General features: G+C 62.5%; 19 protein-coding genes. 10 read left to right on the top strand and 9 right to left on the bottom strand.

Annotated elements, in window-relative coordinates; genetic code table 11:
- Positions 1-10 precede the first annotated feature (10 nt).
- Positions 11-847: an AraC family transcriptional regulator gene (locus CD58_RS13745; protein ID WP_025213572.1), complete on the top strand. Its 837-nt coding sequence runs from the start codon at positions 11-13 to the stop codon at positions 845-847.
- Positions 848-900: 53 nt separating this feature from the next.
- Positions 901-1,503, top strand: a complete 603-nt coding sequence (locus CD58_RS13750) for a LysE family translocator (protein WP_025213573.1) — start codon at positions 901-903, stop codon at positions 1,501-1,503.
- Between the two features lie 179 nt (positions 1,504-1,682).
- On the opposite strand, the gene aldA is transcribed toward CD58_RS13750, so the two are convergent.
- Genes aldA through CD58_RS13770 form a run of 4 tightly spaced genes read right to left on the bottom strand, consistent with a single transcriptional unit; the run spans position 1,683 to position 6,436 of the window.
- Positions 1,683-3,116: an aldehyde dehydrogenase gene (gene aldA / locus CD58_RS13755; RefSeq protein ID WP_025213574.1), complete on the bottom strand. Its 1,434-nt coding sequence runs from the start codon at positions 3,114-3,116 to the stop codon at positions 1,683-1,685.
- An 11-nt stretch (positions 3,117-3,127) separates the two neighbouring features.
- Positions 3,128-3,928, bottom strand: coding sequence for an aldolase/citrate lyase family protein (locus CD58_RS13760; protein ID WP_025213575.1), 801 nt, complete (start codon positions 3,926-3,928; stop codon positions 3,128-3,130).
- Positions 3,929-3,939: 11 nt separating this feature from the next.
- On the bottom strand, positions 3,940-5,124 hold the full coding sequence (gene rhmD / locus CD58_RS13765; protein WP_025213576.1) for an L-rhamnonate dehydratase: 1,185 nt from the start codon (positions 5,122-5,124) through the stop codon (positions 3,940-3,942).
- Positions 5,125-5,140: 16 nt separating this feature from the next.
- On the bottom strand, positions 5,141-6,436 hold the full coding sequence (locus tag CD58_RS13770) for an MFS transporter (protein ID WP_025213577.1): 1,296 nt from the start codon (positions 6,434-6,436) through the stop codon (positions 5,141-5,143).
- A 126-nt stretch (positions 6,437-6,562) separates the two neighbouring features.
- Between CD58_RS13770 and CD58_RS13775 the strand changes: the two genes are divergently transcribed.
- Complete coding sequence (locus CD58_RS13775) at positions 6,563-7,507, top strand: LysR family transcriptional regulator (RefSeq protein WP_025213578.1); 945 nt, start codon at positions 6,563-6,565, stop codon at positions 7,505-7,507.
- Positions 7,508-7,636: 129 nt separating this feature from the next.
- Entirely contained in the window at positions 7,637-12,733 is a 5,097-nt protein-coding gene (locus CD58_RS13780; protein ID WP_025213579.1) for a dermonecrotic toxin domain-containing protein, read from the top strand.
- Here the strand turns inward: CD58_RS13780 and CD58_RS13785 are convergent.
- Positions 12,727-13,689: a class I SAM-dependent methyltransferase gene (locus tag CD58_RS13785; RefSeq protein WP_025213580.1), complete on the bottom strand. Its 963-nt coding sequence runs from the start codon at positions 13,687-13,689 to the stop codon at positions 12,727-12,729. The genes CD58_RS13780 and CD58_RS13785 overlap by 7 nt on opposite strands.
- 156 nt (positions 13,690-13,845) lie before the next feature.
- Positions 13,846-14,526 (bottom strand): murein L,D-transpeptidase catalytic domain family protein, encoded by a 681-nt coding sequence (locus CD58_RS13790; protein ID WP_419178837.1) that lies wholly within the window; start codon positions 14,524-14,526, stop codon positions 13,846-13,848.
- 162 nt (positions 14,527-14,688) lie between these two features.
- Between CD58_RS13790 and CD58_RS13795 the strand changes: the two genes are divergently transcribed.
- Positions 14,689-16,251, top strand: a complete 1,563-nt coding sequence (locus CD58_RS13795) for a L,D-transpeptidase family protein (RefSeq protein WP_025213582.1) — start codon at positions 14,689-14,691, stop codon at positions 16,249-16,251.
- 2 nt (positions 16,252-16,253) lie between these two features.
- Here the strand turns inward: CD58_RS13795 and CD58_RS13800 are convergent, their stop codons facing one another.
- Positions 16,254-16,886 carry an NAD(P)H-dependent oxidoreductase gene (locus tag CD58_RS13800; protein WP_025213583.1) on the bottom strand — a complete coding sequence of 211 codons (633 nt, stop codon included), beginning with the start codon at positions 16,884-16,886 and terminating at the stop codon, positions 16,254-16,256.
- 85 nt (positions 16,887-16,971) lie between these two features.
- Between CD58_RS13800 and CD58_RS13805 the strand changes: the two genes are divergently transcribed.
- The 4 genes from CD58_RS13805 (at position 16,972) to CD58_RS13820 (ending at position 21,767) form a co-directional block, all read left to right on the top strand.
- On the top strand, positions 16,972-17,592 hold the full coding sequence (locus tag CD58_RS13805) for a TetR/AcrR family transcriptional regulator (protein ID WP_025213584.1): 621 nt from the start codon (positions 16,972-16,974) through the stop codon (positions 17,590-17,592).
- 606 nt (positions 17,593-18,198) lie between these two features.
- Complete coding sequence (gene nirB / locus CD58_RS13810; RefSeq protein ID WP_025213585.1) at positions 18,199-20,760, top strand: nitrite reductase large subunit NirB; 2,562 nt, start codon at positions 18,199-18,201, stop codon at positions 20,758-20,760.
- Complete coding sequence (nirD, locus tag CD58_RS13815; protein ID WP_025213586.1) at positions 20,760-21,146, top strand: nitrite reductase small subunit NirD; 387 nt, start codon at positions 20,760-20,762, stop codon at positions 21,144-21,146. The genes nirB and nirD overlap by 1 nt, the downstream gene beginning before the upstream one ends.
- 180 nt (positions 21,147-21,326) lie before the next feature.
- Complete coding sequence (locus CD58_RS13820; protein ID WP_025213587.1) at positions 21,327-21,767, top strand: CBS domain-containing protein; 441 nt, start codon at positions 21,327-21,329, stop codon at positions 21,765-21,767.
- A gap of 161 nt (positions 21,768-21,928) precedes the next feature.
- On the opposite strand, the gene CD58_RS13825 is transcribed toward CD58_RS13820, so the two are convergent.
- Entirely contained in the window at positions 21,929-22,966 is a 1,038-nt protein-coding gene (locus tag CD58_RS13825; RefSeq protein ID WP_025213588.1) for an AraC family transcriptional regulator, read from the bottom strand.
- 9 nt (positions 22,967-22,975) lie between these two features.
- Positions 22,976-23,890, bottom strand: a complete 915-nt coding sequence (locus CD58_RS13830; RefSeq protein WP_025213589.1) for a GGDEF domain-containing protein — start codon at positions 23,888-23,890, stop codon at positions 22,976-22,978.
- 483 nt (positions 23,891-24,373) lie between these two features.
- Between CD58_RS13830 and CD58_RS13835 the strand changes: the two genes are divergently transcribed.
- On the top strand, positions 24,374-26,896 hold the full coding sequence (locus CD58_RS13835; RefSeq protein WP_025213590.1) for a TonB-dependent receptor: 2,523 nt from the start codon (positions 24,374-24,376) through the stop codon (positions 26,894-26,896).
- Positions 26,897-26,995 lie beyond the last annotated feature (99 nt).

Below are 26,995 nucleotides of genomic sequence, written 5' to 3' on the forward strand. Positions count from 1 at the left end.
GAGGCGGCTCATGACGGCATGCAACTGGATCGATCTCAAGCAGGACGCCACGTCCGGTATCGAGACCGTGCATGCGCATTTCGAGGGGCATGCCTACGATCCCCATTGGCACGACACGTACCTGGTGGGCGTGACCGAGCAGGGCGTGCAGCAGTTTCATTGCCGCCGCCAGCAGCACAACAGCACGCCAGGCAAGGTGTTTCTGCTCGAGCCGGGTGAGTTGCATGACGGCAATGCGCCCCAGGCCAACGGTTTTACCTACCGCACCTTGTACCTGGAACCCCAGTGGCTGGAGCGCGAACTGCGCTCCTTGTTCGACGAGGCGCCGGACAACGCCCAGTTGGGGTTCGCCGCCACTCTGACGGACGATGCGCGGCTGGCCAGTGCCACCGCCCTGGCGTTCCAGAGCCTGCATGAACAGGAGATTCGCATCGTGCGCCAGACCGCCCTGGACACCTTGCTGGCCAACCTGACCCAACACTTGCACTGGCGGGCGCGGATCAATCCTGACCCACGCTTGCCATTGGTCGCGCAACAGGCTCGTGATTATCTGCACAGTCACCTGCACGAAGACATCGGGTTGGATGACCTGGCGCGGGTCACTGGTGTCGATCGTTTCCGCCTGACCCGTGCGTTCAAGGCCGCTTTCGGCCTGGCACCCCATGCCTATCTGATCCAGTTGCGCCTGGCCCGCGCCCGGCGTTTGCTGGCCCAGGGTGAGAGTGCCGTGGCGGTGGCAGCCATGCTTGGCTTTGCCGACCAAAGCCACCTGGGCCGCTGGTTCCAGCGCGCCTATCGACTGAGTCCGGCGGACTACCGCAAGCGCTGCTCAATTGTTCCAGACTGAATCCGGCTTGTTGGTGATGATCAAGCGACGATCATTCACCGAGAAGTTGCTTCATGGACCAGTTACTGCCGTTTGCCTTGTTCGCCTTTGTCGCCTCCATCACCCCGGGTCCGACCAATATCCTGGTGTTGAGCCATAGCTCGCGCTTCGGCCTGGCCACCACCTTGCCGATCATCCTCGGCGCGTGCGCGGCGGCAGCCTTGTTGGTGCTCCTGGTCGGCACGGGGTTGGGGGATGTGCTCGCGCGCCATGCCACGATTCAAACATTGCTCTCATGGGCTGGCATCGCCTGGTTGAGTTGGATGGCCTGGCAGATCTTCAGCGCGCCGGCCCAGGCCATTGACCCGGACCGGCCCGCCGAAGGCCCGCGACTGGGCCTGGCGGGTGCGGCCGGGTTGCAGTTGGTGAACCCGAAAACCTGGATGATGGCGCTGGCGGTGGTCAGCGTGTTTGCTGGCGCCGAGGCTGACCGTACCGTGCGGGTGCTCTGGCTATCCCTGGCGTTTTTTGCGATTTCCATTCCGTGCATGACCCTGTGGGCCTATCTGGGCCTCGGCGCTGCCCGGTTCTGCCGTTCCGCCGTGGCCATGGGCCGGTTCAATCGGACCATGGCGGTGTTGTTGCTGGTGTCGGCATGGGCGACGTTGGTGGTCTGAGGGATCGGAAAGAACCATTGTGGCGAGGGAGCTTGCTCCCGCTGGGCTGCGAAGCAGCCCCCGCTCAATCAACCTGATAGATACACCGCGTCGCCAGGTTCTAGGGCCGCTGCGCGTCCCAGCGGGAGCAAGCTCCCTCGCCACAATGGGTATCCCAGCCCATCTGGCTCTATCGCCGGTCAGCTTTGCAAGTACACCGCATGGGTATGGGTGTACTCATACAAACCATGCTTGCCATCGGCCCCACCCACCCCGGATTTACGCACGCCGGCATGGAAGCCCTGCATGGCTTCGAAGTTTTCGCGGTTGACGTAGGTCTCGCCAAAGTCCAGGCCACGAATGGCGTGCATGGCCCGGCTCAGGTCCCGGGTGTAGACCGAAGAAGTCAGGCCGTAGTCGCAGTCGTTGGCCAGGGCGATGGCCTCGTCCAGGTCGTCAATGATCTGGATCGGCAGCACCGGACCGAAGATTTCGTCACGCATGATGTCCATTGATGCGTTGCAACCGGCCAGTACCGTGGGTTGGAAGTGGAAACCACTGGGGCGGTCCGCCACGCTGCCGCCGCTGACCAGGCTGGCGCCTTGGCTGAGGGCGGTTCGAACCTTGCGTTCCACGCTGTCCAGGCCCTGGCGGTTGATCAGCGGGCCCATCTCCACGTCGGCTTCGGCGATCGGGTCGCCGTAGCGGGTGGCAGACATTGCCGCGCTGATTTGCTCGATGAATTGATCAGCGACCTTGCGTTCCACGTAGACGCGTTCGGCACAGTTGCAGACTTGCCCGGTGTTGATGATCCGTGAATCGCGAATGGCTTTCACCGCCAGCGCCAGATCGGCGTCCGCCAGCACGATGGCCGGGGCCTTGCCGCCCAGTTCCAGGTTGAGCTTGGTAATGTTCGGCGCCGCCGCCGTCATGATCCGTGAGCCGGTGTCGACGCTGCCGGTGAAGCTGATCATGTCCACGCCTTTGTGACCGCTCAGCGCAGCGCCCACCTGGCCGTCGCCGCATACGACATTGAACACGCCGGGTGGCAGGTCGGTCTCGGCCACCAACCGGGCGAATTCGAAGCAGTTGTTCGGGGTTTCTTCGCTGGGCTTGATGACGATGGTGTTGCCGGTCAACAGCGCCGGTGCCATCTTGCGAGCGATCAGGAAAAACGGAAAGTTCCACGGCAGGATCCCGGCCACCACGCCCAGCGGCTTGCGGAACAGGAAGATGTTTTCACCGGGGCGGTCGCTGGTGATGATCTCGCCTTCGATGCGCCGGGCCCATTCGGCCATGTAGTCGAGATAGTCGGCGGTGAAATTGACCTCCACCTCGGCCAGGGCACTGATCTTGCCTTGTTCCAGGGTGATGGTGCGCGCCAGGTGGGCGACGTTTTCCCGCAGTTTGGCGGCGATGCGGCGCAGGTGTCCGGCGCGTTCGATGGCCGGTTTGGCCGACCAGTCTTTCTGCGCGGCGCGGGCGGCAGCCAGGGCCTGATCGACGTCGGCGGCGTTGGAAGCCGGGACTTGGGACAGCAATGCCCCAGTAGCCGGGTTGAACACGTCCAGGTGCGCCTCGCTGTGGGTGAACTGGCCGTTGATGAAGTTCTGGAACACAGGAACGGATGACATGGCAGTGTCCTTCAGTAAGTGCGCGACGGCGCTTGAACGGTGGCGGGTTCGCGGTAGCGGGCGAGGGTGGCAAGGGCACTCTGGCGCAGCAGGCTGATGTCGATGGCCACGGCAATGAACTGGCAACCCCAGCCCTGATAACGGCGGGCGTCTTCTTCGTTGGGCGCGAGGATGCCGCAGGCCTTGCCGGCCGCGAGGGTGGCATTGACCGCGAACTGAATACGCTCCTGGACTTCGGGGTGGCCAGGATTGCCCGCATGGCCAAGTCCGATGGACAGGTCGGCGGGGCCGATGAACACCGCATCCACCCCTTCGACGGCGGCGATGGCCTCGACGTTTTCCACCCCGGTGCGCGACTCCACCTGGACGATCAGGCACAGCTCTTCATGGGCCGTGGTGAGGTAGTTGGCGACGCCGTCCCAGCGGGTGGCGCGGGTCAGGCCACCGCCCACCCCGCGAATGCCGTGGGGCGGATAACGCATGGCGCGCACCAGGGCCTGGGCTTGTTCAGCGGTCTCGACCATGGGAATCATCAGGGTCTGGGCGCCGACGTCCAACAGTTGCTTGATCAGGTTGGCATCGCCGGTCACCGCTCGCACCACCGGCGCGGTGGCATAGGGCGCTACGGCCTGGAGCTGGCTGAGCACGCTGGGCACGGTGTTGGGTGCGTGTTCGCCGTCGATCAGCATCCAGTCGTAACCGGTGCCGGCGACGATTTCGGCGGCGTAACCGCTGGCGAAGCCGGCCCAGATGCCGTACTGCGTATGCTTGGAGGTCAGCGCGGCCTTGAAGGCATTGTGGGGCATGGTCATGGTGGGCTCCTCTAGCGGTTATAAGGCCGGTGCAGTTGGCACTCAGGGTTTAGCGTCACGCCGAAGCCGGGTTGGTCGAGGACCGACAGGCGCATGCGGCCTTGCACCGGTACCGGCTCGCCCAGCAATTGCGGGTGGAACATCGGCACCACTTCGTCCGCCTTGGGCGCCATCATCAGGAACTCGGCGAACGGGCTGTTATGCCGGGTGGCGACGAAGTGGTAGCTGTAGACCGAAGAACCGTGGGGGATCACCAGCGCGTTGTGGGCGTCGGCCAGGGCCGAGATTTTCACCAGTTCGGTGAGCCCGCCACACCAGCCGACGTCGGGCTGGATAATGTCGCAGCAGCCCATTTCCAGGAGCATACGGAAGCCCCAGCGGGTGGCCTCGTGCTCGCCGGTGGTCACCAGCATGCCCTTGGGGACGTTTTTGCGCAGCGCCGCATAGCCCCAGTAATCGTCGGGAGGCAGGGCCTCTTCGATCCATTTCAAGCCGTGCTCATGGGCGCCGACCGCAAGTTTGGTGGCGTAGTTGAGGTCCAGGCTCATCCAGCAATCGAGCATTAGCCAAAAGTCCGGACCGACCCGTTCGCGCATCGTCGCCAGTGCCTCGAGGTTCTTGCGCAGGCCTTCCTCGCCTTCGGCCGGACCGTGATGCAAAGGCATCTTGCCGCCGATGAAGCCCATGTTCTGCGCCAGGTCCGGCCGTGCACCGGTGGCGTAGAACTGCAACTCATCGCGCACCGCGCCGCCGAGCAATTGATGCACCGGTTCCTGGCGAATCTTGCCCAGCAAGTCCCAGAGCGCCAGGTCCACGCCGGAAATCGTGTTGATTACCAGGCCCTTTCGGCCGTAGTAGAGCGTCGATTGGTACATCTGGTCCCAGATCTTTTCGATGTCGGTGACCCGGGCACCCTCGACGAATCGCGCCAGGTGCTTCTCAACGATGTAGGCCGCCGGTTCGCCGCCGGTGGTCACGGCAAACCCGACCGCGCCGTCGCTGGCCTCGATCTCTACCACCAGGGTGCCGAGTACGTTGATGCCGAAGCTGCGGCGACTCTGGCGGTAGTCCGGGTATTTGCTCATCGGTGTGGCGATGTGATCGTCGATCCAGTGGCCGTCCGCCTGGTCGTGATAATCCGCGCCGCCACCTCGCAGGACGATGGCGCGGACGTGTTTGATAGTGGGGATACCCATTGTGCAGCTCCTTGAGTTAAACCGTGGCCGGTGTGTTCGAAGCGCGTTGGCCGGGGGAGTGGATGCCCAGTACCAGCAACGCGGCGATGACGGTGGTGGCGGCGAGCACGTAAAGGCCCGCCGCAGGGGAGTGGAAGGCGCCTTCGGCCCAGTTCTTCAGCACCGGGGCAATGAAACCGCCGAGGGCGCCGAAGGAGTTGATCAGCGCGATACCTGCCGCAGCGGCACTGCCAGCCAGGTAACTGGAGGGAAAGGTCCAGAACACCGGTTGCACGGCGATGAAGCCGGAAGCGGCGAAGCACAGGGCGATGATGCCCAGCAGTGGGCTGGAAACGCTCACCGAGCAGGCGATCCCGGCGGCGGCCATCAACAGGGTCAACGCAGCCGTGCGGCGGCGTTGGCCAGTGCGGTCGCTGTAACCGGGAATCAGGTAGGCCGCGCACAGTGCACAAACCCACGGAATGGCCGTGACCAGGCCCACCATCAGGCCAACCTTGCTGCCCAGCAACCCGGCCACCTGGGTCGGCAGGTAAAACACCACGCCGTAGACGCTGGCCTGGATCAGCAGGTAGATCAGGCACAGGTACAGCACCGAAGGCTGGCACAACACGCTGAGCAGGCTGCGGCCATGGGATTGTTTGTGCTGGTCTTCGGCATCAAGCAGTTCCTGGACCTGGCGGCGCTCCTCAACAGTCAGCCACTTCGCATCGGCGGGGCGGTTGTCCAGGTACCAGTAGGCCCACACACCCACCGCCGAAGCCATCAGGCCTTCTACGGCGAACAGCCATTGCCAGCCGTGGACACCGCCGAAACCGTCCAGCTCCAACAACAGCCCCGACAGCGGACTGCCGAAAATGAACGCCAGCGGTGCGCCGAAGTAGAAGAAGCCCATGGCCTTGCCCCGGGCCGCCGAGGGGAACCAATAAGTGAGGTAGAGAATCACGCCAGGGAAGAATCCGGCTTCGGCCACGCCCAGCAGGAAGCGCAGCACGTAGAAACTGGTTTCGTTGTGGGCAAAGACCATGGCGGCCGACACGAGGCCCCAGGTGACCATGATCCGGCACATCCACAACCGCGCACCGACGCGGTGCAGGATAAGGTTGCTGGGCACTTCCAGCAGTGCGTAGCCGGCGAAGAACACGCCCGCACCAAACGCGAATGCGGCGTCGCCGATACCGGTGTCGGCCTGGAAGGCCTGTTTGGCGAAGCCAACGTTGGCCCGGTCGAGAAAAGCCATGATGTACATCAGCAGCAGGAAGGGCAGCAGGCGCCAGGAAATCTTGGCCAGCACAGACACAGGAAGAGTCTTCATCGCGGGAGTCCTTTAGCAGGTATTTGTTCTTATGGGCTGGACTGTACGGCGGGCGATTGATGCGTTACAAATCGAATCTCGCTAACAATCGATACCTTTAGGGTATCGATAATCAGGGGCCTATTCATGACTCATCCAGTATTGTCGCGCAGTCTGTTCAACCGCCTGCGCTACAAGCACTTGCACATGCTGGTGGCCTTGAGCGCCAGCCAGAACCTGCACCGGGCTTCCCAGAGCCTGAACATGTCGCAACCGGCGGCGACCCGGATGCTGCACGAGATCGAGGACATGTTCGGTTGCGACCTGTTCGAGCGACTGCCCCGGGGCATGCGCCCGACCGCCCTGGGCCAGGAGCTGATTCGCTTTGCCGAATTGGCCCTCAGCGGCCTGGACCGCTGCGCCGAAGACCTGCTGGCCCGGCAGCAGGGCGGTTATGGTTACCTGTCCATCGGCACCATCATGGGGGCGGCTCCGGACCTGGTCATGGACTCCATCGCCCGGATCAAGGCGCTCAATCCGCAGCTGCGGATCCGCATCATGGGGGACACCAGCGACCAGGTGATCCAGTTGCTGGAGCAAGGCCGCATCGACCTGGCCATCGCCCGGCGCAACGCCGCCACCGACAGCGAGCACTACGACTTCGAACAACTGGGCAATGAACGGCTGCTGGTGGTGGTCCACGCCGGCCATCCCCTGGCCCGGCGCAAAAAACTGGACCTGGCCGAACTGGTCAGCGACTGGCCGTGGATCCTGCAACCGGAAACCAGCCCGGCACGCATCGGCCTCGATCAAGCGCTGCAGCGTCTTGCGCTGCCGACGCCCGCAGACATCATCGAATGCAGCTCGGTGTATTCCATGCAACAACTGATTCAACTGACCGACGCGATCATGGTGCTCTCGGAAACCGCCTTGCGCGATTACCTGAAGATGGGCCTGGTGGTGGCGCTGCCGGTGGCGCTGGACGTGCAATTGGCGCCGTTTGGCTTGTTGCGGCGCAAGGGGGAGCCGGTGAACCGGGAGCTGGGGTTGTTCATTGACCTGCTGCGCACGCAGGCCGGGGCGGGAAGGTAGCACCGGAGCGCTTACTGCGCTGACGCCCGCAACCCCTTGCAACGGTTGCGCGGTTTCAAAAACCGATCGGTTTGGAGAGCATCGGCCAGCGTCAACGCATTCAATCGCCCCCAAGGAAGGAGGCCCAACATGTCCACACTCGAGACCCATGTCGAGTTCATCCACGCCAGGCTGCCCATCTGGTTGAAACACGCTTCGCGGGCCCATCAGAAACGTTTCAAGGTCCTCACCCAGCAGTTGCAGCGCGACAGTGACACCCTCAATGCGCTGATGATCGACTTGCCGGCCCCCGATACCTTTGCGCGCGACCTGTTGCAGGCTCAGCCGCAGGTACAAGCCTGGGGGCCGGTGAATGGCACTGGCGGTGTCGCGGCTGCGGTACGTCGGGCGCGGGTCAAGCGCGATCCCTTCGGCGCCTCGCTGTCGGTGGTCGAAGCGGCCATGCGCAATTACCCTCCCGCTGATGCGAGCGCCGGCAGTGAGTTTGATAAACACGGCGAGCTTTTCATCAAGGGCAAGCCTGGAGAGTTCAGCCGTTGGGGAGCACCGTCAGCCACGGCGGCGCTGCCCACGACCCCGGCCAGCTTCGCGCGGCTCTGTCGACAGGTGGATGTGGGCGGGGCTTATCAGCATTTGCTCGAGCAGCGGCTGCCGCGTATCGGCAGGGAGGTGCCCTCCGTCGCCAAGGCCTACAGGGCCTACGCACGTAGCCAGCTCGCCTATGACGCCTACGAGGCGAAGCTGGATGGACGCCTGGACGAAACGGGTGAGCGATTGCTGGCTTATGTCGGGGTACAGCTTGAAGATCGACTCGTGGCGCCTCTGGCTTGTGAAGTCAAGGCGCTGGAGGTGCTGTCGGCGCCGCTGTTCGGCGCTCGGGTGTATTGGGGCCTGGCAGCAGATGCCAAAGGCGTGCGCCCGGTGGTCTTGCACCTGCCTCATGACGTGGTGGCGCCCATCAAGCAATTTCCCAGCTTGCAGGCCATGGCCGCTCAGTTGACCGAGCGGGTGCGCAAACGCAGTTACCGCCAGAGCCTGATGCGTTACCTCCCGATGCGCCTGCAGGCCCAACTAGGTGATGCCCTGCATGATCAGGTGGAGTGGGAAGTAAAGGACAACCTCAATCTCTTTCAGGAAATCCACGCTCGCATTACCGGCTGGCGAGAGGGCGAGCTGGGTGAGGATGGCAACCCCCGACGCATTCGGGTGCCAGCGCCCCACGTGCCCTGGAATCTCAGCGATGTGCGCGAAAATCACTGGGACGATCGCTATCACGAATGGCGCACTCACACCCTGGCCAATGCCTCGGCGCTGATGGTCCCCACCAGGAATCAGGACTGGCAGGCACTGCTGGCTCGCCTCGAGTATTGGGAAAGCCTCGTCGAGCGCTCGTTGATGCTGGCCGTCAGCTTCATCCCGTTTTGCGCGCCGATTGGCATGGCCGCAGCGGCGGTGGGCGGGGTGCGCCTGGTGTATGAATTCTTCGAAGGTATCCAGGCGTTCAACGAAGACCACGCCCAGGAAGGCATCGACCATATCTTCAACGTCTTGTTTGGCATCGCTCAAGGCGCCTATCTCGGTTTCATCGGCGGGGCCGTTGAACCCATGCCGGTGCGTGACGGTACGACGCGTCTGTGGAACGGCGATGTCACGCCGTTCCAGGCCCGGCGCCGGCCCCCCATGGAGGCCGAGCAGGACGCCTGGGGCGTCTGGCGCACGGCGGACCAGGCATGGGTGCAGGTTGACGGCCGTTACTTCGAGGTGCAAGGGACCGTCGATGCCTTGGGCTTGCGCCTGCCCGCCGACCATCGAGGCGTGACGCCTCTGCTGGAATGGAGCCGTGCCCGCGGCTGGCGATGGGCGCACCGTAACCCGTTGCAGCGCAGCAACCTGGAACTGCTGCGCGACTTTGCTGAAACGCCAGGCGAACTGGACGACAAGATGCTCCTTGCCTTGCAGCGACAGGTCGGCATCAGCGAGGCGCACCTGCGTTACCTGCAAGTGGAAGGACAGCCGCTGCCGGCGCTATTTGCCGACGCCCTGAGCGAAGCGCGCAATTGGCAAAAGGTGCAGCAGACCATCGGGCGTCTGCGCCGCGATGATGCGCCAGGGCATGTGCCTGTTCAAATCGCGCAAACCCTCGTGGACCTGCCGGGTTGGCCAAAGGACCTGAGGCTGCGTTACCACGACGGCGAGCAGACTCACTCCGCAGGCGACACAGCCGCCACGCGCGCGCTCGACGTGCACGACACAGACCTGGCGCAAGACGCCTGGGCGGATCGCATCCTGGCTGGGCTGAGCATGGATGAACAGCGTACTTTGCTGGGGCAGAGCCCCCTTGGCCTGCGCCCGGTGGAGCGCAGTCGGTTATTGGCCAGGCGCTGGTCCGATTATCTGGACCACCATGGGACGCAAGCGAGCGCTGCCATGGTCAGACCCACAGGGCTCGATCCGCTGGCCGTTCCCGTGGCGCGTGCCTTCCCAGGTTTGCCGGAGTCCATGGCCAACGAGCTGGCCAACCAGGCTCAGGGCCAGGACCGGTTGCGCCTGCTTAAGGGGCGTGTTACCGGGCGTCTGGGCAAGCAATGTGTAGAAGCCCTGAGCGAGCTGCGCCTGACCCGTGCCTTGCGCGCCCTGGAACGCGGCGAAAGCAGCGCCGACCGGGACGCCATTGTCATGGGGTTGCTTGGCAACACTGCGCGATTGCGCGGTCGGCTGCACCTGCGTCTGTCATCGCCCGAGCAGCGAGGCCCGCTCACGGTGGGAGAGGTCGGGCCGTTGAAACTCATTCGCCAGGAGGACGGCCAATACCTTCCCTTTGACGAAGCGGATAACGAACTGGCCGGGCCTTCGAGCCTGGAGGAAGCGTTGCTCAGAGCGATGCCGGACGAAGCACGCAATGCGTTGGGCTTGAATATCTGGGACGCAACCAAGCTGCGCGAGGCCCTTCTTGAACAAGCCCTTGGCGATCGGCAGGGCTTGCGTGCGTACCTGCGACTCAAGCGCTTCGACAACATGAATGGGGGGCCGCAATGGCTGAACGGATACTTGGGTTATCCCATGAGCGGACGTGGACGACTCCCGTTGCAGCGCTGGCTTGGCAGCCTGCAAGGGCGCCTTGAACGGCTGTATCCCCACTATGCCGGGGACGCCTTCGAGGGGCTGCAACGTAGCTTGACCGAGCAGGCCGGACTAGAAGGCATCAGCCTCGACGACTTGGTCACCCGCTTGACCAATGAATGGGCAACCCTGGATGAAGGGCTGCGCCAATGGGAGGTTGAGGAGGACCTTCATCACCCTAACGAGAGCCGTTACAGCCGTGATGAAGTGATTTCGGTGCGCAGGGCGGTGACGAGGGAAATCCGCCGGGCCTGGCGACGTGAACCCGATCCGGACCGGGAAGATAGTGAGCTGATATTGCGTCTGTCGGGGTGGGACATCGGCCGGCTTCCTCCCCTCAGCGCGCGTTTCGACCATATCGAAGAGCTGATGTTGTCGCACATGGGCTTGAGTGAAGACCCCTCGGATTTCCTGCGGCTGTTTCCCAATATCGAGACGCTGCGCCTGCACGGCAATAATCTCACCACCGTGCCAGCGGCGGCCGGCGAGTTTCGCAATCTGGTGGAGCTGTCATTGGGCAGGAATCCGCTCAACCTGGACGCGGAAGTGTTCGCCCCCTTGCTGGGCGCCGACCGCGCTCCCCGTCTACAGGAGCTGAACCTGTCCGAGGTGAGTGGCGAAGCCGTCGCCAGTGCCGACAGAGTCGTGGCCATCGGTCGCTTGGCGGAGCTGCCCTCGCTAGGGGAACTGGTATGGACTGACAACTTGCATTTCACCGCCGAGCAATTGCAAGCCATCACCGCTTTACCGGGATTGCGCACCCTGGACCTGGCTCGCTGCGGCCTGCGCCTGGATGAGGAGGGCAGTGCGTTCCTGCGGACCGCCACGACCTTGAGGGAATTGCGCCTGAGTGGTAACAACTGCCGCGATTTACCCGATCTGCCCGAGCTTGTGGCCCTGGAGGCACTGGAACTGGCCAACGCAGGGCTTGACCGCGTACCAGCGCTGGCACTGCGGCTGTTATCCAAGTCTTCATCCGAGGCGCTCTTCCTCGACCTCAAGGGCAACCGCATCACTGACATTCAGGGTGATCTGATTCCGGCACTGGACAACATGCCAACGGGGAATACCCTTGGGCTTTGGCTCGAAGATAATCCGCTACCCAGCGCCCAGATCCGAATCCTGCGTGCCGTGGACCCCCAGGCTTTTCGCTACACCGTCGACGACTGGCTGGAAAACTCCGATGGGCTCCAGCGGGCGTTGGAAGTGGCCCGCGACGATGCCGGCGGGCGACGCTTCATCGATTGGTACTCCGGCCTCATCCGCGACGCCGATGCCGATGCGCCAGGTGGGCTGGCCTCCGGAGATCGCCAACGGGCGACCAGCATCCTGCAGTACTACACCGGTTTCCCGGATGTCTACGCCGACCTCTCGGCCAGGATCACGGATTTCGACCAGCAACTGGCTCAACTGCGCACACGCTTGCAAGCACGCGTGCTGGACAGGCAGACGCCAGACGTCGGCGAACTGGAGGTGCATTTCCTGATGTTCCAAGCGGTTCAACGCGCCCGTCTCGAACCCCAAGGGGTGCCTTTTTCGAGTTTCCTGGGTCGCCATCATGACTATTGGGACCGAGTGCTGGCCAATCAATATCCCGAGGCCTCCCAACGCCAGGCAGCCATGACGCGCGAAGGGTTCATCAACTGGCTCAGCGACGCCCAGGACTCCTTCAACGGCAATGATCAAATACCCCGTGTCGGCGAACTGACCTGGCGACCCTACCTGGGGTTGATGTCCCGCGAGTGGTCCGACGGCCTGGCAATCTGGGACTCGGTGGAGGACAACCTGGTGGATGCCTTCAGCGAGCCGGTGGACCCTTCCCATTGGCCCCAGGTATTGCTGGATAACCTGGCCCGGCCGGACGCCGACCTGCCCAGTGCCCTGGAATCAGTCACCCTACCTGGAGGAATCGTCTGGCACCGTGTGAGGCTCGAGGCGGTGGCAGATGTGGATTGGGCCGCCGGCCAGCCTGTGATGCTCAGCGAAGACCAGTTGCGACGCACCATGGCCATCTACCGTTCGGTCAAGAGTCGGGAGATTGAAGCTTTGGTGAGGCGGATCACGACTGACCTGGTCAGCCCTTGGTGGGCGCTGCGTGCTTACTGATCAGAACCATCGCCAGGCGCCCTCATTTTGAACACCAGCGCCTTCAGGCCACACGCCATGTCGGCATCTGGAAACTCCGGCGGATTTGCCAGCCGCTGTTCGAACGTCAGGCCCGGTGCTTCGCGGGTGACGCCGTCGATGAGGAAGTCCGGGCCGGTGGCCGGGTCGTTGCTGCAGGCCAGGACCGTGCCGTCGACGGTCAGCAGTTCCGGCAGGCGGCGCAGGACGCGCTGGTAATCCTTGGTCAGTAGGAAACTGCCTTTCTGGAACGTAGGCGGATCGATGATCACCAGGTCGTACGGCCCGCTGTTGATCACCTTGCCCCAGGATTTGAACAAATCGTGGCCGAGGAAACTCACCTGACCCAGGTCATGGCCGTTCAGGCGATGGTTGTCGCGACCACGACTGAGGGCGGCGCGGGACATGTCCAGGTTCACCACATGCCGCGCCCCGCCAGCGATGGCCGCCACCGAGAAGCCGCAGGTGTAGGCGAACAGGTTCAACACGCGCTTGGCGCTGGCGTTGGCCCGTACCCAGTCGCGGCCGTAGCGCATGTCGAGGAACAGGCCGTTATTCTGCTTCTTGCCCAGGTCGATGCGGTAACGCAGGCCGCCTTCGGTCAGGGTCCATTCGTCGATCGGCTCGCCCACCAGCCATTGAGTGAGGCTCTGCGGCAGGTAGCGATGCTGCACGGCCAGGGTATGGGCGGCGCTGTGTTGCCAGGCAGGCGAGGTGGTCAGGGCCAGCAACGTCGAGGTCAAGCCATCCAGTTGTGTCGGCTCCGGCTCCTTGAACAACGAGACCAGCACCACCCCTTGCAGCCAGTCGACGGTGATCTGCTCCAGCCCCGGCCAGCAGCGCCCACGGCCATGGAACAGGCGCCGGGTTTCTTCGGGCGCAGACGCCAGCGCCGTCAGTAAATGAGTCTGCAGGGTTTGAAGGGCTTCAGGGTTCATCGCAAAGGCCAGCAATTCGAAGGGCCGGCATTCTAACCACCCCGTGACCCTGGTGGCGAGGGCGCTTGCTCCCGCTTGAGTGCGAAGTGCTCATCGCTTTTTTGGGGCCGCTGCGCGACCCAGCGGGAGCAAGCTCCCTCGCCACAGGCCCGTTGCCTAGCCACCACTGGTCGCAAGAATACTGGCGACCTGTTGCGGCTGACAGTTGAGGTACGCCGAACGCTTGAGCCAATTCGGCTCCGGGTACCAGGAAAACATGAATTGCCCGCCCTTGAGCTTGTCGATCACCTGGCGTGCCACCTGCGGACGAACGGCAGGGCAACCCTGGCTGCGGCCGATGCGGCCCTGGCGCACGCTCCAGAGCGGGTTCACGTAGTCGGCGGCGTGGATCACGATGGCGCGATCTCGGGCCTGGTCATTGAAGCCCGGCTCCAGACCGTCCATGCGCAGCGAATAGCCGTGGGTACCCTGGTAGCTTTCCTGGGTGCGAAACAGCCCCAGGCTGGATTGGTAGCTGCCCAGGCGATTGGAAAACTGCGTGGCGAAGTTTTCCCCGGATTTCTGCCCATGGGCCACCAAGTCGCGCAATACCAATTTCTTTTGGCGCAAGTCGAAGATCCACAGGCGACGGGCCGTGGACGGCTGCGAGTAATCGATCACCGCCAGGTGACGGGCCTGGGTGGCGCCATTGGCGACCGCGCATTGCATGGCGCTCAAGGCACTTTTGAGTGCTTGGGGATTGAGTTCCGGCGCTGCGTGGGCGAGGCTGTTGTAAAGAAGTTGAGAATTGGCCTTTTCGGCCAGCGCTGGGCTGCACATCACGCCAAGGCCCGTCATGATCAGGCAAAATTGGCGCAATACGCTGAGCACGGATGAAAAAAGCCCACGGTGGTGTTGAGTTGCGGCATCCCGTCCGTTTTTGTTCGTTTGCATGATGGCGGGTCGTACCTGTCGCAAAGTTAACCGTCAACGAGACGGCCATGGAGTGGAGTAAAGCAGTTGTTCAAAAAGTCCGCATGTTACCTGAGCCTTTTGTTGCTCACGGCGCCATTGGTCGCGACAGCCGAGGACGGTGAGCCGACACGCGTGCAAACCACATTGGCACAATTGTCGGTCGCCTGCCCGGAAGTGGCGGCGGGCGTCGACTTTCCGACGATGCTCAACTTGCAGGCGTTTTATCAGCAAAACGCAGGCCAGGCGGTCTGGGCGGACGATGAGCGGTTGAGAAGCTTGCAGGTCCAGTTGCAGCAGTTAGCCGATGACGGACTGGATCCGACGCGCTACAGCCTGCCGCTCGAAGGCACAGCCCAGAACGCCCAATGCGTCGACATCGCCATCAGCCAACGCTACTTGCAAGCCTTGCATGACCTGCGTTTCGGCTATTTGCCCCAGGACCGTCTGGAGCCGGTGTGGAAGGCCAACCCGCAGCCCCAAGACCGTCAGGCCGCGGTGCTGGCCATCGCCGGACCGGGCCCGGACAACCTCGCCGGGGCTTTTGAACAGGCGCGGCCGAGCCTGGCGCTTTATCGCAACCTGCGCGACCTCTACGCCCGGCTACGGCAACAGCCGTTATCCGACTGGCAGGCAGTGCCCGGCGGTCCGCTGTTGCAACCGGACAAACGGGATGCCCGGGTGCCCGCCCTGGCCCAGCGGCTGTTCAACGAAGGTTACCTGAGCGCGCCGCCGCTCAGCGGCGACGAGCATTACAGCTCGACGCTGGTGGACGCGATGAAGAACTTCCAGCTCCAGCATTCACTCCAGGCCGATGGTGTGGTGGGGCAGTGGACCGTCACCGAGCTGAACATCAGCCCGGCGATGCGCCGCGAGCAGTTGCGCATCAACCTGGAGCGCATGCGTTGGCTGGCCCAGGATCTGGAGCCCGACAGCGTGTTGGTCAACGTGGCGGCGGCCCAACTGACGGTTTACCAGGGCGGCGCGCCGGTCTGGCAGACCCGCACCCAGGTCGGCCGCGCGCAGCGGCAAACGCCGTTGATCAAGTCCCGGGTCACCCGCCTGACGCTCAATCCGACCTGGACCATTCCGCCGACCATCATGCGCGAGGACAAACTGCCCGAGATTCGCCGCGATCCGGAGTTTCTCAGCCGACACAACCTGAGGATTCTCGACCGTGATGGCTTGCCGCTGATGGCGGCGGATATCGACTGGGAGCACCCCGGCGATCTCATGCTGCGCCAGGACCCAGGTCCGAAGAACCCGCTGGGCAAGATGGCGATCCGTTTCCCCAATCCGTTCTCCGTGTACCTGCATGACACGCCCAGCCAGGCACTGTTCAGCAAAGGCCCGCGGGCGTTCAGTTCAGGCTGCGTGCGGATCGAGCAAGTGATGCACTTGCGAGACCTGCTGGTGAGCCCGGCCGAACGGACCCGCACCGACACGCTGCTGGCCACCGAGTTGACCCATGAGTTCAGGCTGGCCAAGCCCATGCCGATCCTGCTGGGCTACTGGACCGTCCAGGCGGATAACCAGGGCCAGCCGGTGTACATCCCGGATATCTATGGGCGCGATCCGATGCTATCTGCCGCCCGAGGCCGTGCCCTCTGAGGTCAAACCCAGGCGGCAGTGCGGTGCACCTGAGTCGCTTCGTCGGCTGACGCGAACAGGCGCTGGCCGATTACGCCAGCAGCCTCCAAGTGCTGCCTGGGATCGAGGGTTTCCGAGTCGAGCAAACGTTGGGAACTCACCACCCGGGCGCCGCAGTAATCGAAAATGCCATGGTCGATCTGCGTGGTCATCGCCTCGCCATAGCCGTGACGGAGGAATGAGTCGGCATCGGCACCACCGACTGCCACCAGATGCACCTGCAAATGCTGCAGTTTCTGGATAAACGGCTTATCGGGACTGAAGTCGAACGCCCAGCCGTTGGAAAATACCCGGTCGATCCAACCCTTGAGCAATCCAGGCATCGACCACCAATAAATGGGATAGACCAGCACCAGCGCGTCGGCGCGGTCGATTCGGGCCTGCTCTGCCAACACATCTGCAGGCGGCAGTGCCTCGCGATGATGGACCGCGTGGTCGGCGAAACCGAAACGCGGATCGAAGCCTTCAGCGGTCAGGTCAGCGATCTCGAACGTATCGGCGGAATTGGCGCGAGTGATGCCCTCGGCAATTTTCCCGGCCAGGCTATGGGTGAGGGAGTGAGGGTCGTGATGGGCCACAACAATAAGTGCATGCATGGCGAAACTCCTTCTGGTCATGAGGTCTTGAAGACACTATGCTGGGTTAAGTTACGGTTAGTAAGTTACGGTTGGTAAAGTTAGCATGTCAAGTCCCGAAGAAAATTCGCAGTCACCTCGTCGCCGTCTGTCCCGGCATGACCGGCAACGGCAATTGCTGGATGTCGCCTGGCGGTTGGTGCGAGAGGAGGGCAGTGAAGCGCTGACCCTGGCCCGGCTGGCGGAACAGGCCGGGGTGACCAAGCCCATTGTCTATAACCACTTCGTCACCCGGCCCGGCCTGTTGGCGGCGCTTTATCAGGATTTCGATGCTCGCCAGACCGCGCTCATGGATGCAGCCCTGGAAGCGAGTGAACCGACATTGCTCAGTCGGGCTACGGTGATTGCTTCTTCCTACGTGGAGTGCGTCCTGCTGCAAGGCCGCGAGATTCCAGGGGTGATCGCGGCGTTGACCAGTTCACCGGAACTGGAACTGATCAAGCGGGAGTACGAGGGGATTTTTCTGGAGAAATGCCGGGCTGTCCTGGAACCGTTCGCCGGCATGAGGGGCATCAGCCAAGCCGGCTTGCGGGGGATGCTGGGGGCAGCGGAAGCATTGTCCAATGCGGCAGCCTCCGGCGAAATCAGCGCTGCCGAGGCCAAGGAAGAACTTCTTGTGAGCATCGTTGCGATGGTCGATAGAACCGTCGACATCCCTTCAAACTGAACAGCCGCTATCGCGAGCAAGCTCGCTCCCCCATGAGATGACGCGTGGACGCAGATCTTGCGCCCAGCCGAGGAACCCTGTGGGAGCGAGCTTGCTCGCGAAGACGGCGGCACATTCAACATCTCCTCAACTGATCCACCGCTTTCACGAGCGAGCCCGCACACAGGGGCTTGGTGGCAGGCTGCACTTTTATGAAGCCCCAGGCAGGGAGGTCGCACCATGGGAAGGCAATTGTCAGCGCATGCGAAACGCCAGGTCAGCGCTTGTTTGCAACGGGTGACTGAACGGATATTTTCGCGCGCAAGCCCACTCCCACGGGGCTTAGCGGAGAAGACCGGTGTCGAGAGGGCGGTAAAACTTCGATGTTGATAAGGCTTGGCACGCTCGCTGCAAGAGGGTATCCAGGCCCACCCTGAACACAATCGAGTGGGCAGCCCCGTCGGTCAACGAAGATCGAGAGCCAGCAGGCCGGGAGATAACGGTAGATCAAGGCGCAGTCGCCGGATCGATACCGCACAGAACAGGCAAAGACGCCTGGAACCGCAAGGTTTCAGGCGTCTTTTTTTTGCTTTCAAAATCGTGATGGGCTTTTGTCGGGTGCTTTTTATGAATTCCAACGTTGCTTCTCTGAACAAGCTGCAAACGCTGATCGTGATCGGCAATGGCATGGTCGGCCATCACTGCGTCGAGCAATTGATCGAGCGCGGTGCCCTCAAGCATTACCACCTGCATGTGTTCAGCGAAGAACCGATGCGCGCCTACGACCGCGTGCATTTGTCCGAGTACTTCTCTGGCCGCGATGCCGAATCCCTGGCCCTCGGTGAAGCGTCGCTGTACCAGACGCCAGGTGTCACGCTGCACCTGGGCGTGCCGGTGTTGGAGATCGATCGCCAGGCCCGTCAGGTCGTCACCGCCCGGGACCGCATCAGCTACGACAAACTGGTGCTCGCCACCGGCTCCTATCCGTTCGTGCCACCGATCGAAGGCGCCGAAGGGGATTCCTGCCTGGTCTATCGCACCCTTGAAGACCTGGACGCGATCCGTGCCGTCGCCAACAACGCCCGCCGTGGTGTGGTGGTCGGTGGTGGCCTGTTGGGCCTGGAAGCGGCCAACGCCCTCAAGACCCTCGGCCTGGAAGCCCACGTGGTCGAGTTCGCCCCACGGCTGATGCCGGTGCAGCTGGACGAGCAGGGCGGCCTGGCCCTCAAGGCTCGCATCGAGAAGCTGGGTGTCGGCGTGCACCTGTCCAAGGGCACCCAGTCCATCAGTGCCGGCGAGCAGTACCGCTATCGGATGAACTTCGGCAACGACGATTTCCTGGAAACTGACCTCATCGTGTTTTCCGCCGGTATCCGCGCCCAGGATGCCTTGGCGCGCCAGAGTGACCTGCAGATCGGCCCACGTGGCGGCGTGGTGATCGATGACCATTGCCTGAGCAGCGACCCGGACATCTACGCCATCGGCGAATGCGCGGCCTGGAACGGCAGCATCTTCGGCCTGGTCGCCCCGGGTTACCAGATGGCCCGCAACGTGGCAGCCCGCTTGTGCGGAGAAAGCGGCGAAGCCTTCACCGGCGCCGACATGTCCACCAAACTCAAGTTGCTCGGTGTCGACGTCGGCTCCATCGGCGACGCCCACGGCAACACACCGGGTTCGCGCAGCTTTCAGTTCATCGATGGCACCAGCGCCAGCTACCGGCGACTGGTGGTGGACGCCGACGGCAAGCGCGTAATCGGCGCGGTGTTGGTGGGCGACAACAGCTACTACGATACCTTGCTGCAATACATGCAGAACGGCATCGCACTGCCCAAGGACGCGGCCAGCCTGATTCTGCCATCGTCTGAAGGCGCCCCGACCCTGGGTCCGGCAGCGCTGCCGGAAGCGGCCACCATTTGCTCGTGCCACAACGTCAGCAAGGGCTCGATCTGCTCGGCTATCGACGGCGGTTGCACCGACCTGGGCCAACTCAAGTGCGACACCAAGGCTGGCACCGGTTGCGGTGGTTGCGCGGCCCTGGTCAAGCAAGTGTTCGAGCATGAATTGATTGCCCGCGGCGTCAGTGTCGACAAGAGCCTGTGCGAACACTTCGCCTACACCCGCCAGGAGTTGTACGCCCTGGTGCGGGTGGAAGGCATCATCAGCTTCGAAGAACTGTTGGCCAAGCACGGTCGCGGGCATACCGGCTGCGACCTATGCAAACCAGCGGTGGGCTCGATCCTCGCGTCGTGCTGGAACCAGCCGATCATGGACCCGTCCCTGGTGTCGCTGCAGGACACCAACGACACGTTCATGGCGAACATGCAGAAAAACGGCACTTATTCAGTGGTGCCGCGTATTGCCGGTGGTGAAATCACTGCCGACAAGCTGATCGCCATCGGCGTGGTCGCGAAGAAATACGACCTCTACACCAAGATCACTGGCGGCCAGCGCATCGACCTGTTCGGCGCCCAGTTGCACCAGTTGCCGGACATCTGGTCCGAGCTGATCGAAGCCGGTTTCGAAACCGGCCACGCCTACGGCAAATCCACTCGCACGGTGAAATCCTGCGTGGGCAGCACCTGGTGCCGCTACGGCGTGCAGGACAGCGTGCAAATGGCCCTGACCATCGAGGATCGCTACAAAGGCCTGCGCTCGCCCCACAAGCTCAAGTTCGCCGTGTCCGGTTGCACCCGCGAGTGCGCCGAGGCCCAGAGCAAGGACGTCGGCGTGATCGCCACCGAGAAGGGCTGGAACCTCTACGTGGCTGGCAACGGCGGCATGCGCCCGCGTCACGCCGAGCTGTTCGCCACCGACCTGGATGACGCCACGCTGATCCGCTACATCGACCGCTTCCTGATGTTCTACATCCGCACTGCCGACAAATTGCAACGCACATCGGTCTGGCGCGAAAGCCTGGAAGGCGGCCTGGACTACCTCAAGGACGTCATCATCAATGACAGCCTCGGCCTGGGCGCCGAGCTCGAAGCACAGATGCAACTGGTGGTCGACCGCTATGAATGCGAGTGGGCCAACGCCCTCAAGGATCCGGACAAACTCAAGCGTTTCCGCACGTTCGTCAACGACAAGCGCGGCGATCCGGACGTTCATTTTGTCCGCGAACGCGGCCAGCGTCGGCCGGTTCACGCCGGCGAACTTCACCTGATTCCCGTCACCGAGGAGGTGCTCTGATGAGCCAGTCAAACGTCGTTCGTATTCCCGTCCGTGATGTCGCCCAGGAGCCCTTGCAGTGGCGTGCCCTGTGCAGCCGCGACGACCTGGTACCCAACTCCGGCGTGGTCGCCTGGCACGACGGCAGCCAAGTGGCGTTGCTCTATCTGCCGGAGCATGAGGACAAGCCGCTGTACGCCATCGACAACCGTGACCCCAAATCCGGCGCGAACGTAATCGGTCGCGGGTTGCTGGGCAATATCAAGGGTGATCTGGTGATTGCCTCACCGATGTACAAACAGCATTTCCGCCTGGAAGACGGTCATTGCCTGGAATACCCGGAACAGCGCCTGCGGGTGTGGCCGGTGCGTTTGAATGGCGATGTGGTAGAGATCGGCGAAGACTGATCCGTGAGTTGAACGCTGCATGAAAACCTGTGGGAGCGAGCTTGCTCGCGATAGCGGTGTATCAGTCAATACCAATGCTGCTGATCCAACGCGATCGCGAGCAGCTCGCTCCCACACGGGATGTTTTACCTGGCAGACATGGTGTTCAAGCATGTCTTTGGCTGAATGTGGGGATAAGCAATGAAAACCGCCGCTCAACTGGTAAGGCTCAAGAGTGTGCAAAACCAGCAGGTCCACAGCATTGCACCGGAACAGACGGTGCTCGAAGCCCTGCAAATCATGGCCGATAGAAACGTCGGTGCGCTGCCGGTAATCGAGAACGGCCAGGTAATTGGTGTGTTCAGCGAACGGGACTATGCGCGCAAGATGGTGCTCAAGGGTCGCTCGTCAGTGGGCACGCCGGTACGCACCATCATGAGCGCTCCGGTCATCACCGCCGACAGCCAGCAGAGCATCGACCGCTGCATGGAAGTCATGACCGACAGCCACTTGCGGCACTTGCCGGTGCTGGATAACGGGCAGTTGATCGGCCTGTTGTCGATTGGCGACCTGGTGAAAGAGGCCATCGTCGAACAGGCAGACCTTATCCGTCAGTTGGAACACTACATTCGCGGGCACTGAGCCCGCGCTGTTCAAGTCACAACGGCTCTTGTGGCGAGGGAGCTTGCTCCCGCTGGGCTGCGCAGCGGCCCCACGATTTCACAGTCGCTGCCCAGCCAAGCGGGAGCAAGCTTCTTCTCCACAACAGCTGTTTGCCATAAGGCATTTCCACTCCAACAGCCTCACCCCAGCATCAGCAACTGCCGAATCAGGTTCGGCGTGCTACCGGTCCAGCGCTTGAACGAGCGCCGGAAGTTAGCCGTGTCGTTGAAGCTCAAATACTGCGCCACTTCTTCGTTGCTGAACCCCTTGACCTGATACAGGTACAACGCCACATGGGTGTGTACGCGGTCGACCTGTTGCTGGAAACCGGTGTGGTGCTTATGCAGTTTGCGCTTGAGGGTCGCCGGGCTCATGGCGAAGGTCTGGGCGGTTTGTTCCAGGCTTGGCGTTTGCTGGACATGGGCGCGCAGGTGATCGTAGACACAATCGACAAAGCTTGAGGCAAAGCCCAGTTGGTCGAGCTGGTTTCGCGCCTCGCTTCGCGCCACCTGAGCGGCGGTGGCAGACACGTTGGGCCAGGGCTTGGTCAGGAAGTGGCGGGGCAGGCGCATCAGGTCCAGCGGTCGGTTGAACTGCGTCTGTTCGCTCAGGTGCACCCAATACTGCTCGACGTAACGCGGCTCACTGTGGCGAAAAGTGCACTGCCAGGGCAGGCGCTCACCGCTGAGCCAAGCACTCATCGCGACCATCGACGTCATGCTTGCCTCCAACACGAAGCGCCAATGTTCGTCGGCGCCGCAGCTGTCCAGCCAATGCACATAGGCATATTGCTCGTCCAACAATAGGCGCGGTGCAGCCAACGGGCTGAGCAAGGCCTGTTGGTCAATCAGGGTGTCCAGGGCCTGATGAAGGTTCTGCGCGTGGCGTAAGGCATGGCTGGCCGGTCCGTAGTGCCCCGGCAACAGCCGTTGGCCGAACAGGAAACTGCTGTCGTTGGCGTCCAGCAGGCGCCGGCTGTTGTCGATCAGGCCTATGAACTGCTGCGGGCTGATGCGGCTCTGGCCGGCCAGGATATCGTCGTGGAACAACCCGGTACCGCGCAGCAGGCGATGGCTGTCGATGTCCCGCGATAACGCCAGGTCGATCAGCGCGGCAGGCTGATAGTGCCCGGGGATGAAACGACTGTCGGCTTCGTACCAGCACGTCTTGAGCGTCATGGAACGGCCTCAGGCACTTTTTGCCAGCGTGGTTCGGGACTGGGCCAGCGTCAGGTTGAGGCGTTTGAGCAAGATTTCGGCGGATTCGTCGAACGCCATCACCACCGACGTACTGGCGGCCAGTCGCAACCGCTCACCGTGTTGCCGGGTTTTGTGGGCCAGGCTGCGAACCGCCACTTCCAGTTCCAGCGCCAGGCGCTGGGCCTGACTCTCGCCGGTGTCGGGCAGCAGCACCACAAAGCGATCACCGGCCAGTCGACAGAGCAGATCCTGACGACGCAGGTTCAGCACCAACAACTGGCTGACGGCTTGGAGCACGGCGTCGCCCTCGCCATGGCCGAAACGCTGGTTGATGGCGGTGAAGTTATCCAGGTCCAATGCCAGCAATGACAAGGGCTGCTCACGCCGTTTGCTGTCTTCCAGGCTGGCGGACAGTTCCTGCTTGAAAAAGTCGGCCCCACCCAGGGGCGTGAGCTTGTCGAATAAACGGTGTTCGCGGAACAGCCGCTCGCGCTTCTCCATCTGTCCGTTGATTGCCAACTGTTCCCGGTGCCAGTGATAAATGCCAAGGGTTAGCAGAATCATGCCCACCGGCATCGGCGCGGATTCCAGCCAGTGATCCCAGGTGATGCTGTCGGGCAGGCGGATGAATTCGTCGAGGGCGTCGATCCACCAGGAAAAGAAGATACAGCCCAATCCCAGGATCAAGTAACTGGTCACACGCCCGGCCGGGCGGCTTTTGAGCACCAGGCCCAGCCAGACCAGCGCCAGCAGCGCCGAGCCACCTTCGCCGAGAATATCCAGCCAGACCCACTGCGTGACGGGTTTGAGCTCGCCGCAGGCCAAGTGCAGGATCAACCCGAGATTGGCCGCCAGCAGAAGCAGGGCGAGTTTTAAACGGTGCGGGCGGAGCACGGAGAACATGGCCGGAATCCTTTGCCAGAAGCGGAATGCGGCCCAGCACAGCAGATGAATGTGACAGTGCGGTGACGAGGGGCGAATGGCTGGGACAGGTCGAATCAGCTCATCGGTTGTCGGTTTTTTTTGTAGCGACCGCGCATCTATCCGACTTCATGGCATACCCATTGTGGCGAGGGGATTTATCCCCGCGGGGTTGCGAAGCGACCCTGAAATCAGGCATCGCGGTGTGGCAGGCAACATGAAGGGGGGCGCTTCGCGCCCAGCGGGGATAAATCCCCTCGCCACAAGTTGACCGACTTCAGATTCTTTGGACCGCGGGAAAAGGTCATTTCAGCTCACTCTGGCCAATCAACCCGCTCTAAACAGCCTTTATAGGCCCAGTAGTCGCCCTCCTGTCACAGAACCGTCATCCCCCACCCCTAGCGTGCCCTCCCAGTTGCCGGGCCATTGCCTGGCGGATGTTCGGATTCCTGGGGGAGGACCACCATGCACCACCGCACAAGCACCGTCGGGCTCGTCGGTTTCACGTTTACCGCGTTGGCGATGGCCGTTGCCAGCGAGCGACTGAGCGCCGCCGAGCAGGCGGCCACTGAGCACGTCGAGGTGGTCGGTCAGGCCGCCAGCATCGACCAGGCCCTCAAGGAACAACGCAGCGCCGACAGCATCAAGAGCGTGGTGCATGCCGACGGCGTGGCGCAGCTGCCGGACGAAAACGTCGCCGAAGCGGTGCAACGCCTGCCGGGTGTCAGCGTCGAGCGCGACCAGGGTGAAGGCCGTTTTGTCAGTGTGCGGGGCCTGGGGCCGGACCTTAACAGCGTGACCATCAACGGCACCCTGGTGCCGGCTCCAGAAAGCGAACGTCGGGCCGTTGCCCTGGACGTGCTGCCCTCGGAGCTGGTGCAGTCGTTGTCGGTGATCAAGACCCTGACGCCAGATATGGACGCCAACTCCCTGGGCGGCACGGTGGACGTCAAAAGCCTCTCGGCCTTCGACCACATGGGACTGTTCTACACCGGCAGCAGCGAAGCCAGTTACGACAAGAACACCGGCCAGACCAGCCCCAAATTCTCGGGCGCCATCAGCGACCGCTTCAGCCTTGGCGACGGTATCGACAACTTCGGCGTGGCCGCCGCGTTGAGCTGGCAGAAGCGCGACTTCGGTTCGGATAACGTCGAAACCGGCGGTGCCTGGGATTTCGAGCAAGGCTCACGCCTCGAAGAGTTCGAACAGCGCGATTACGACATCCGTCGCGAGCGGGCCGGGGGCGGGTTGAACTTCGACTACAAGCCTGACGATTTCAGCAGCTATTACCTGCGCACGCTGTACAGCCGCTACAAAGACAGCGAAACCCGCAACGCCGCCAGTATCGCTTTTGAAGACCCGCAAGCCGCGGGTGAGCTGGGAGACGCCGAGGGCAAACGCAAACTCAAGCAACGTGAAGAAACCCAGGAAATCCAATCCTACGTGCTCGGCGGCGAACGCATGTTCGGGCTCTGGACACTCAGTGGCCAGGGCGGCTACAGCCAATCGAGCGAAGACAGCCCCGGCCACATCGCCGGTGCCACCTTCGAAGGCATCGACGGTTTCAACGGCGGCTTCTACGACAACGACAAACCACGGCCGATCATCAGCCCGGGGTTCTACGACCCTGCCAACTTCAGCCTCGACAAGGTGGATTGGGAACAGCAGAAAACCACAGACACCGAGAAAAACTTGCGCCTGGACCTGGCCCGGGACTACGACTTCAGAGGGTATGCGTCCCAAGTCAAATTCGGTGGCAAAGTCAGCCGACGCGACAAGGATAACGACCTTGACGCTTGGGTCTACGAGGACTTTGACAGTCTGGGTTTCAGCGATGATCAGCTTAACCTCGGGCAATTCCAGAAGGGCACTATCGATTATCGACTTGGGCGATTCGGTCCTGGCATCAGCACCGATGCTATCAAGCAGTTGCTGGGCGGCCTCAATCGCGATGATTTTTTTGACGAGCAGGAGTCGCGGGTCAACGACTTCAAGATGAGCGAGGACATCAACGCCGCTTACCTGATGAACACCGTCGACATCGACGACTGGCGTTTCATTGCCGGCATGCGCTATGAGGGTACCGAGTTCGATGCCAAGGGCACGGGCGTCACCGATGGTGTATTTACCGACACCGAGACCCGTCGCAAGTATCACCATTGGCTGCCGGGCCTGCATGCGCGCTACCAACTGGACAAGAACACCCAGGTGCGCGCGGCGTGGACCAAGGCCGTGGTGCGCCCGACTTTCGGGCAGCTGGCGCCGGGCTTTGTCATCGACGATGACGAAGCGACCTTTGGCAACCCGCAGCTCAAGCCGCTGGAGTCGAGCAACCTGGACCTGGGGATCGAGCATTTCATGGGGCGCGCCGGTACCGTCTCGGCTTTCGTGTTCTACAAGGACATCAAGAACTTCGTCTACAACACTGACCTGGCGGGCACGGGCGCCTGGACCGATTTCGCCGAAGCCCACAGCTACGCCAATGGCGACAGCGCCAAGCTCTATGGCCTGGAATTGGCCTACTCACAAAAATTCGATTGGCTGCCGGCGCCCTGGAATGGATTGCTGCTGGGCGCCAATACCACCTTCAGTCGCTCGGACGCCGAGATCGAAGGCTTTGACCAGGCCAGCGGCACCCAGCGCAAACGCAGCATTGACCTGCCGAACCAGTCGGACACGGTGGGCAACCTGATGCTGGGTTGGGAAGGCGACAAGCTGAGCCTGCGTCTGTCAGCCAACTACAAGTCGGCCTACCTCTATGAACTGGCGTCCATCAGCGACCGTGACCATGACCTGCACGTCGACGCCCAGACCTTCGTCGACTTCAGTGCCCGCTATTCGTTGACCAAAAACCTGCAAGTCAGCCTGGAGGCGCAGAACCTCACCGACGAGCCGTATTTCGTCTACACCGGCCATCGCTCCTACAACGGCCAGTACGAAGAGTACGGCCCGACCTACAAGCTGGGCCTGACCTTCACCCATTTCTAGGTTCCGATGCTGATCACCTGTGGCGAGGGGATTTATCCCCGCTGGGCTGCGTAGCAGCCCCAAAGACCTGACTGTGCGGTGTGTCAGACATCTTGGATG

It is taken from the genome of Pseudomonas brassicacearum (genome assembly GCF_000585995.1).
GTDB classification, from domain to species: Bacteria; Pseudomonadota; Gammaproteobacteria; order Pseudomonadales; family Pseudomonadaceae; genus Aquipseudomonas; species Aquipseudomonas brassicacearum_A.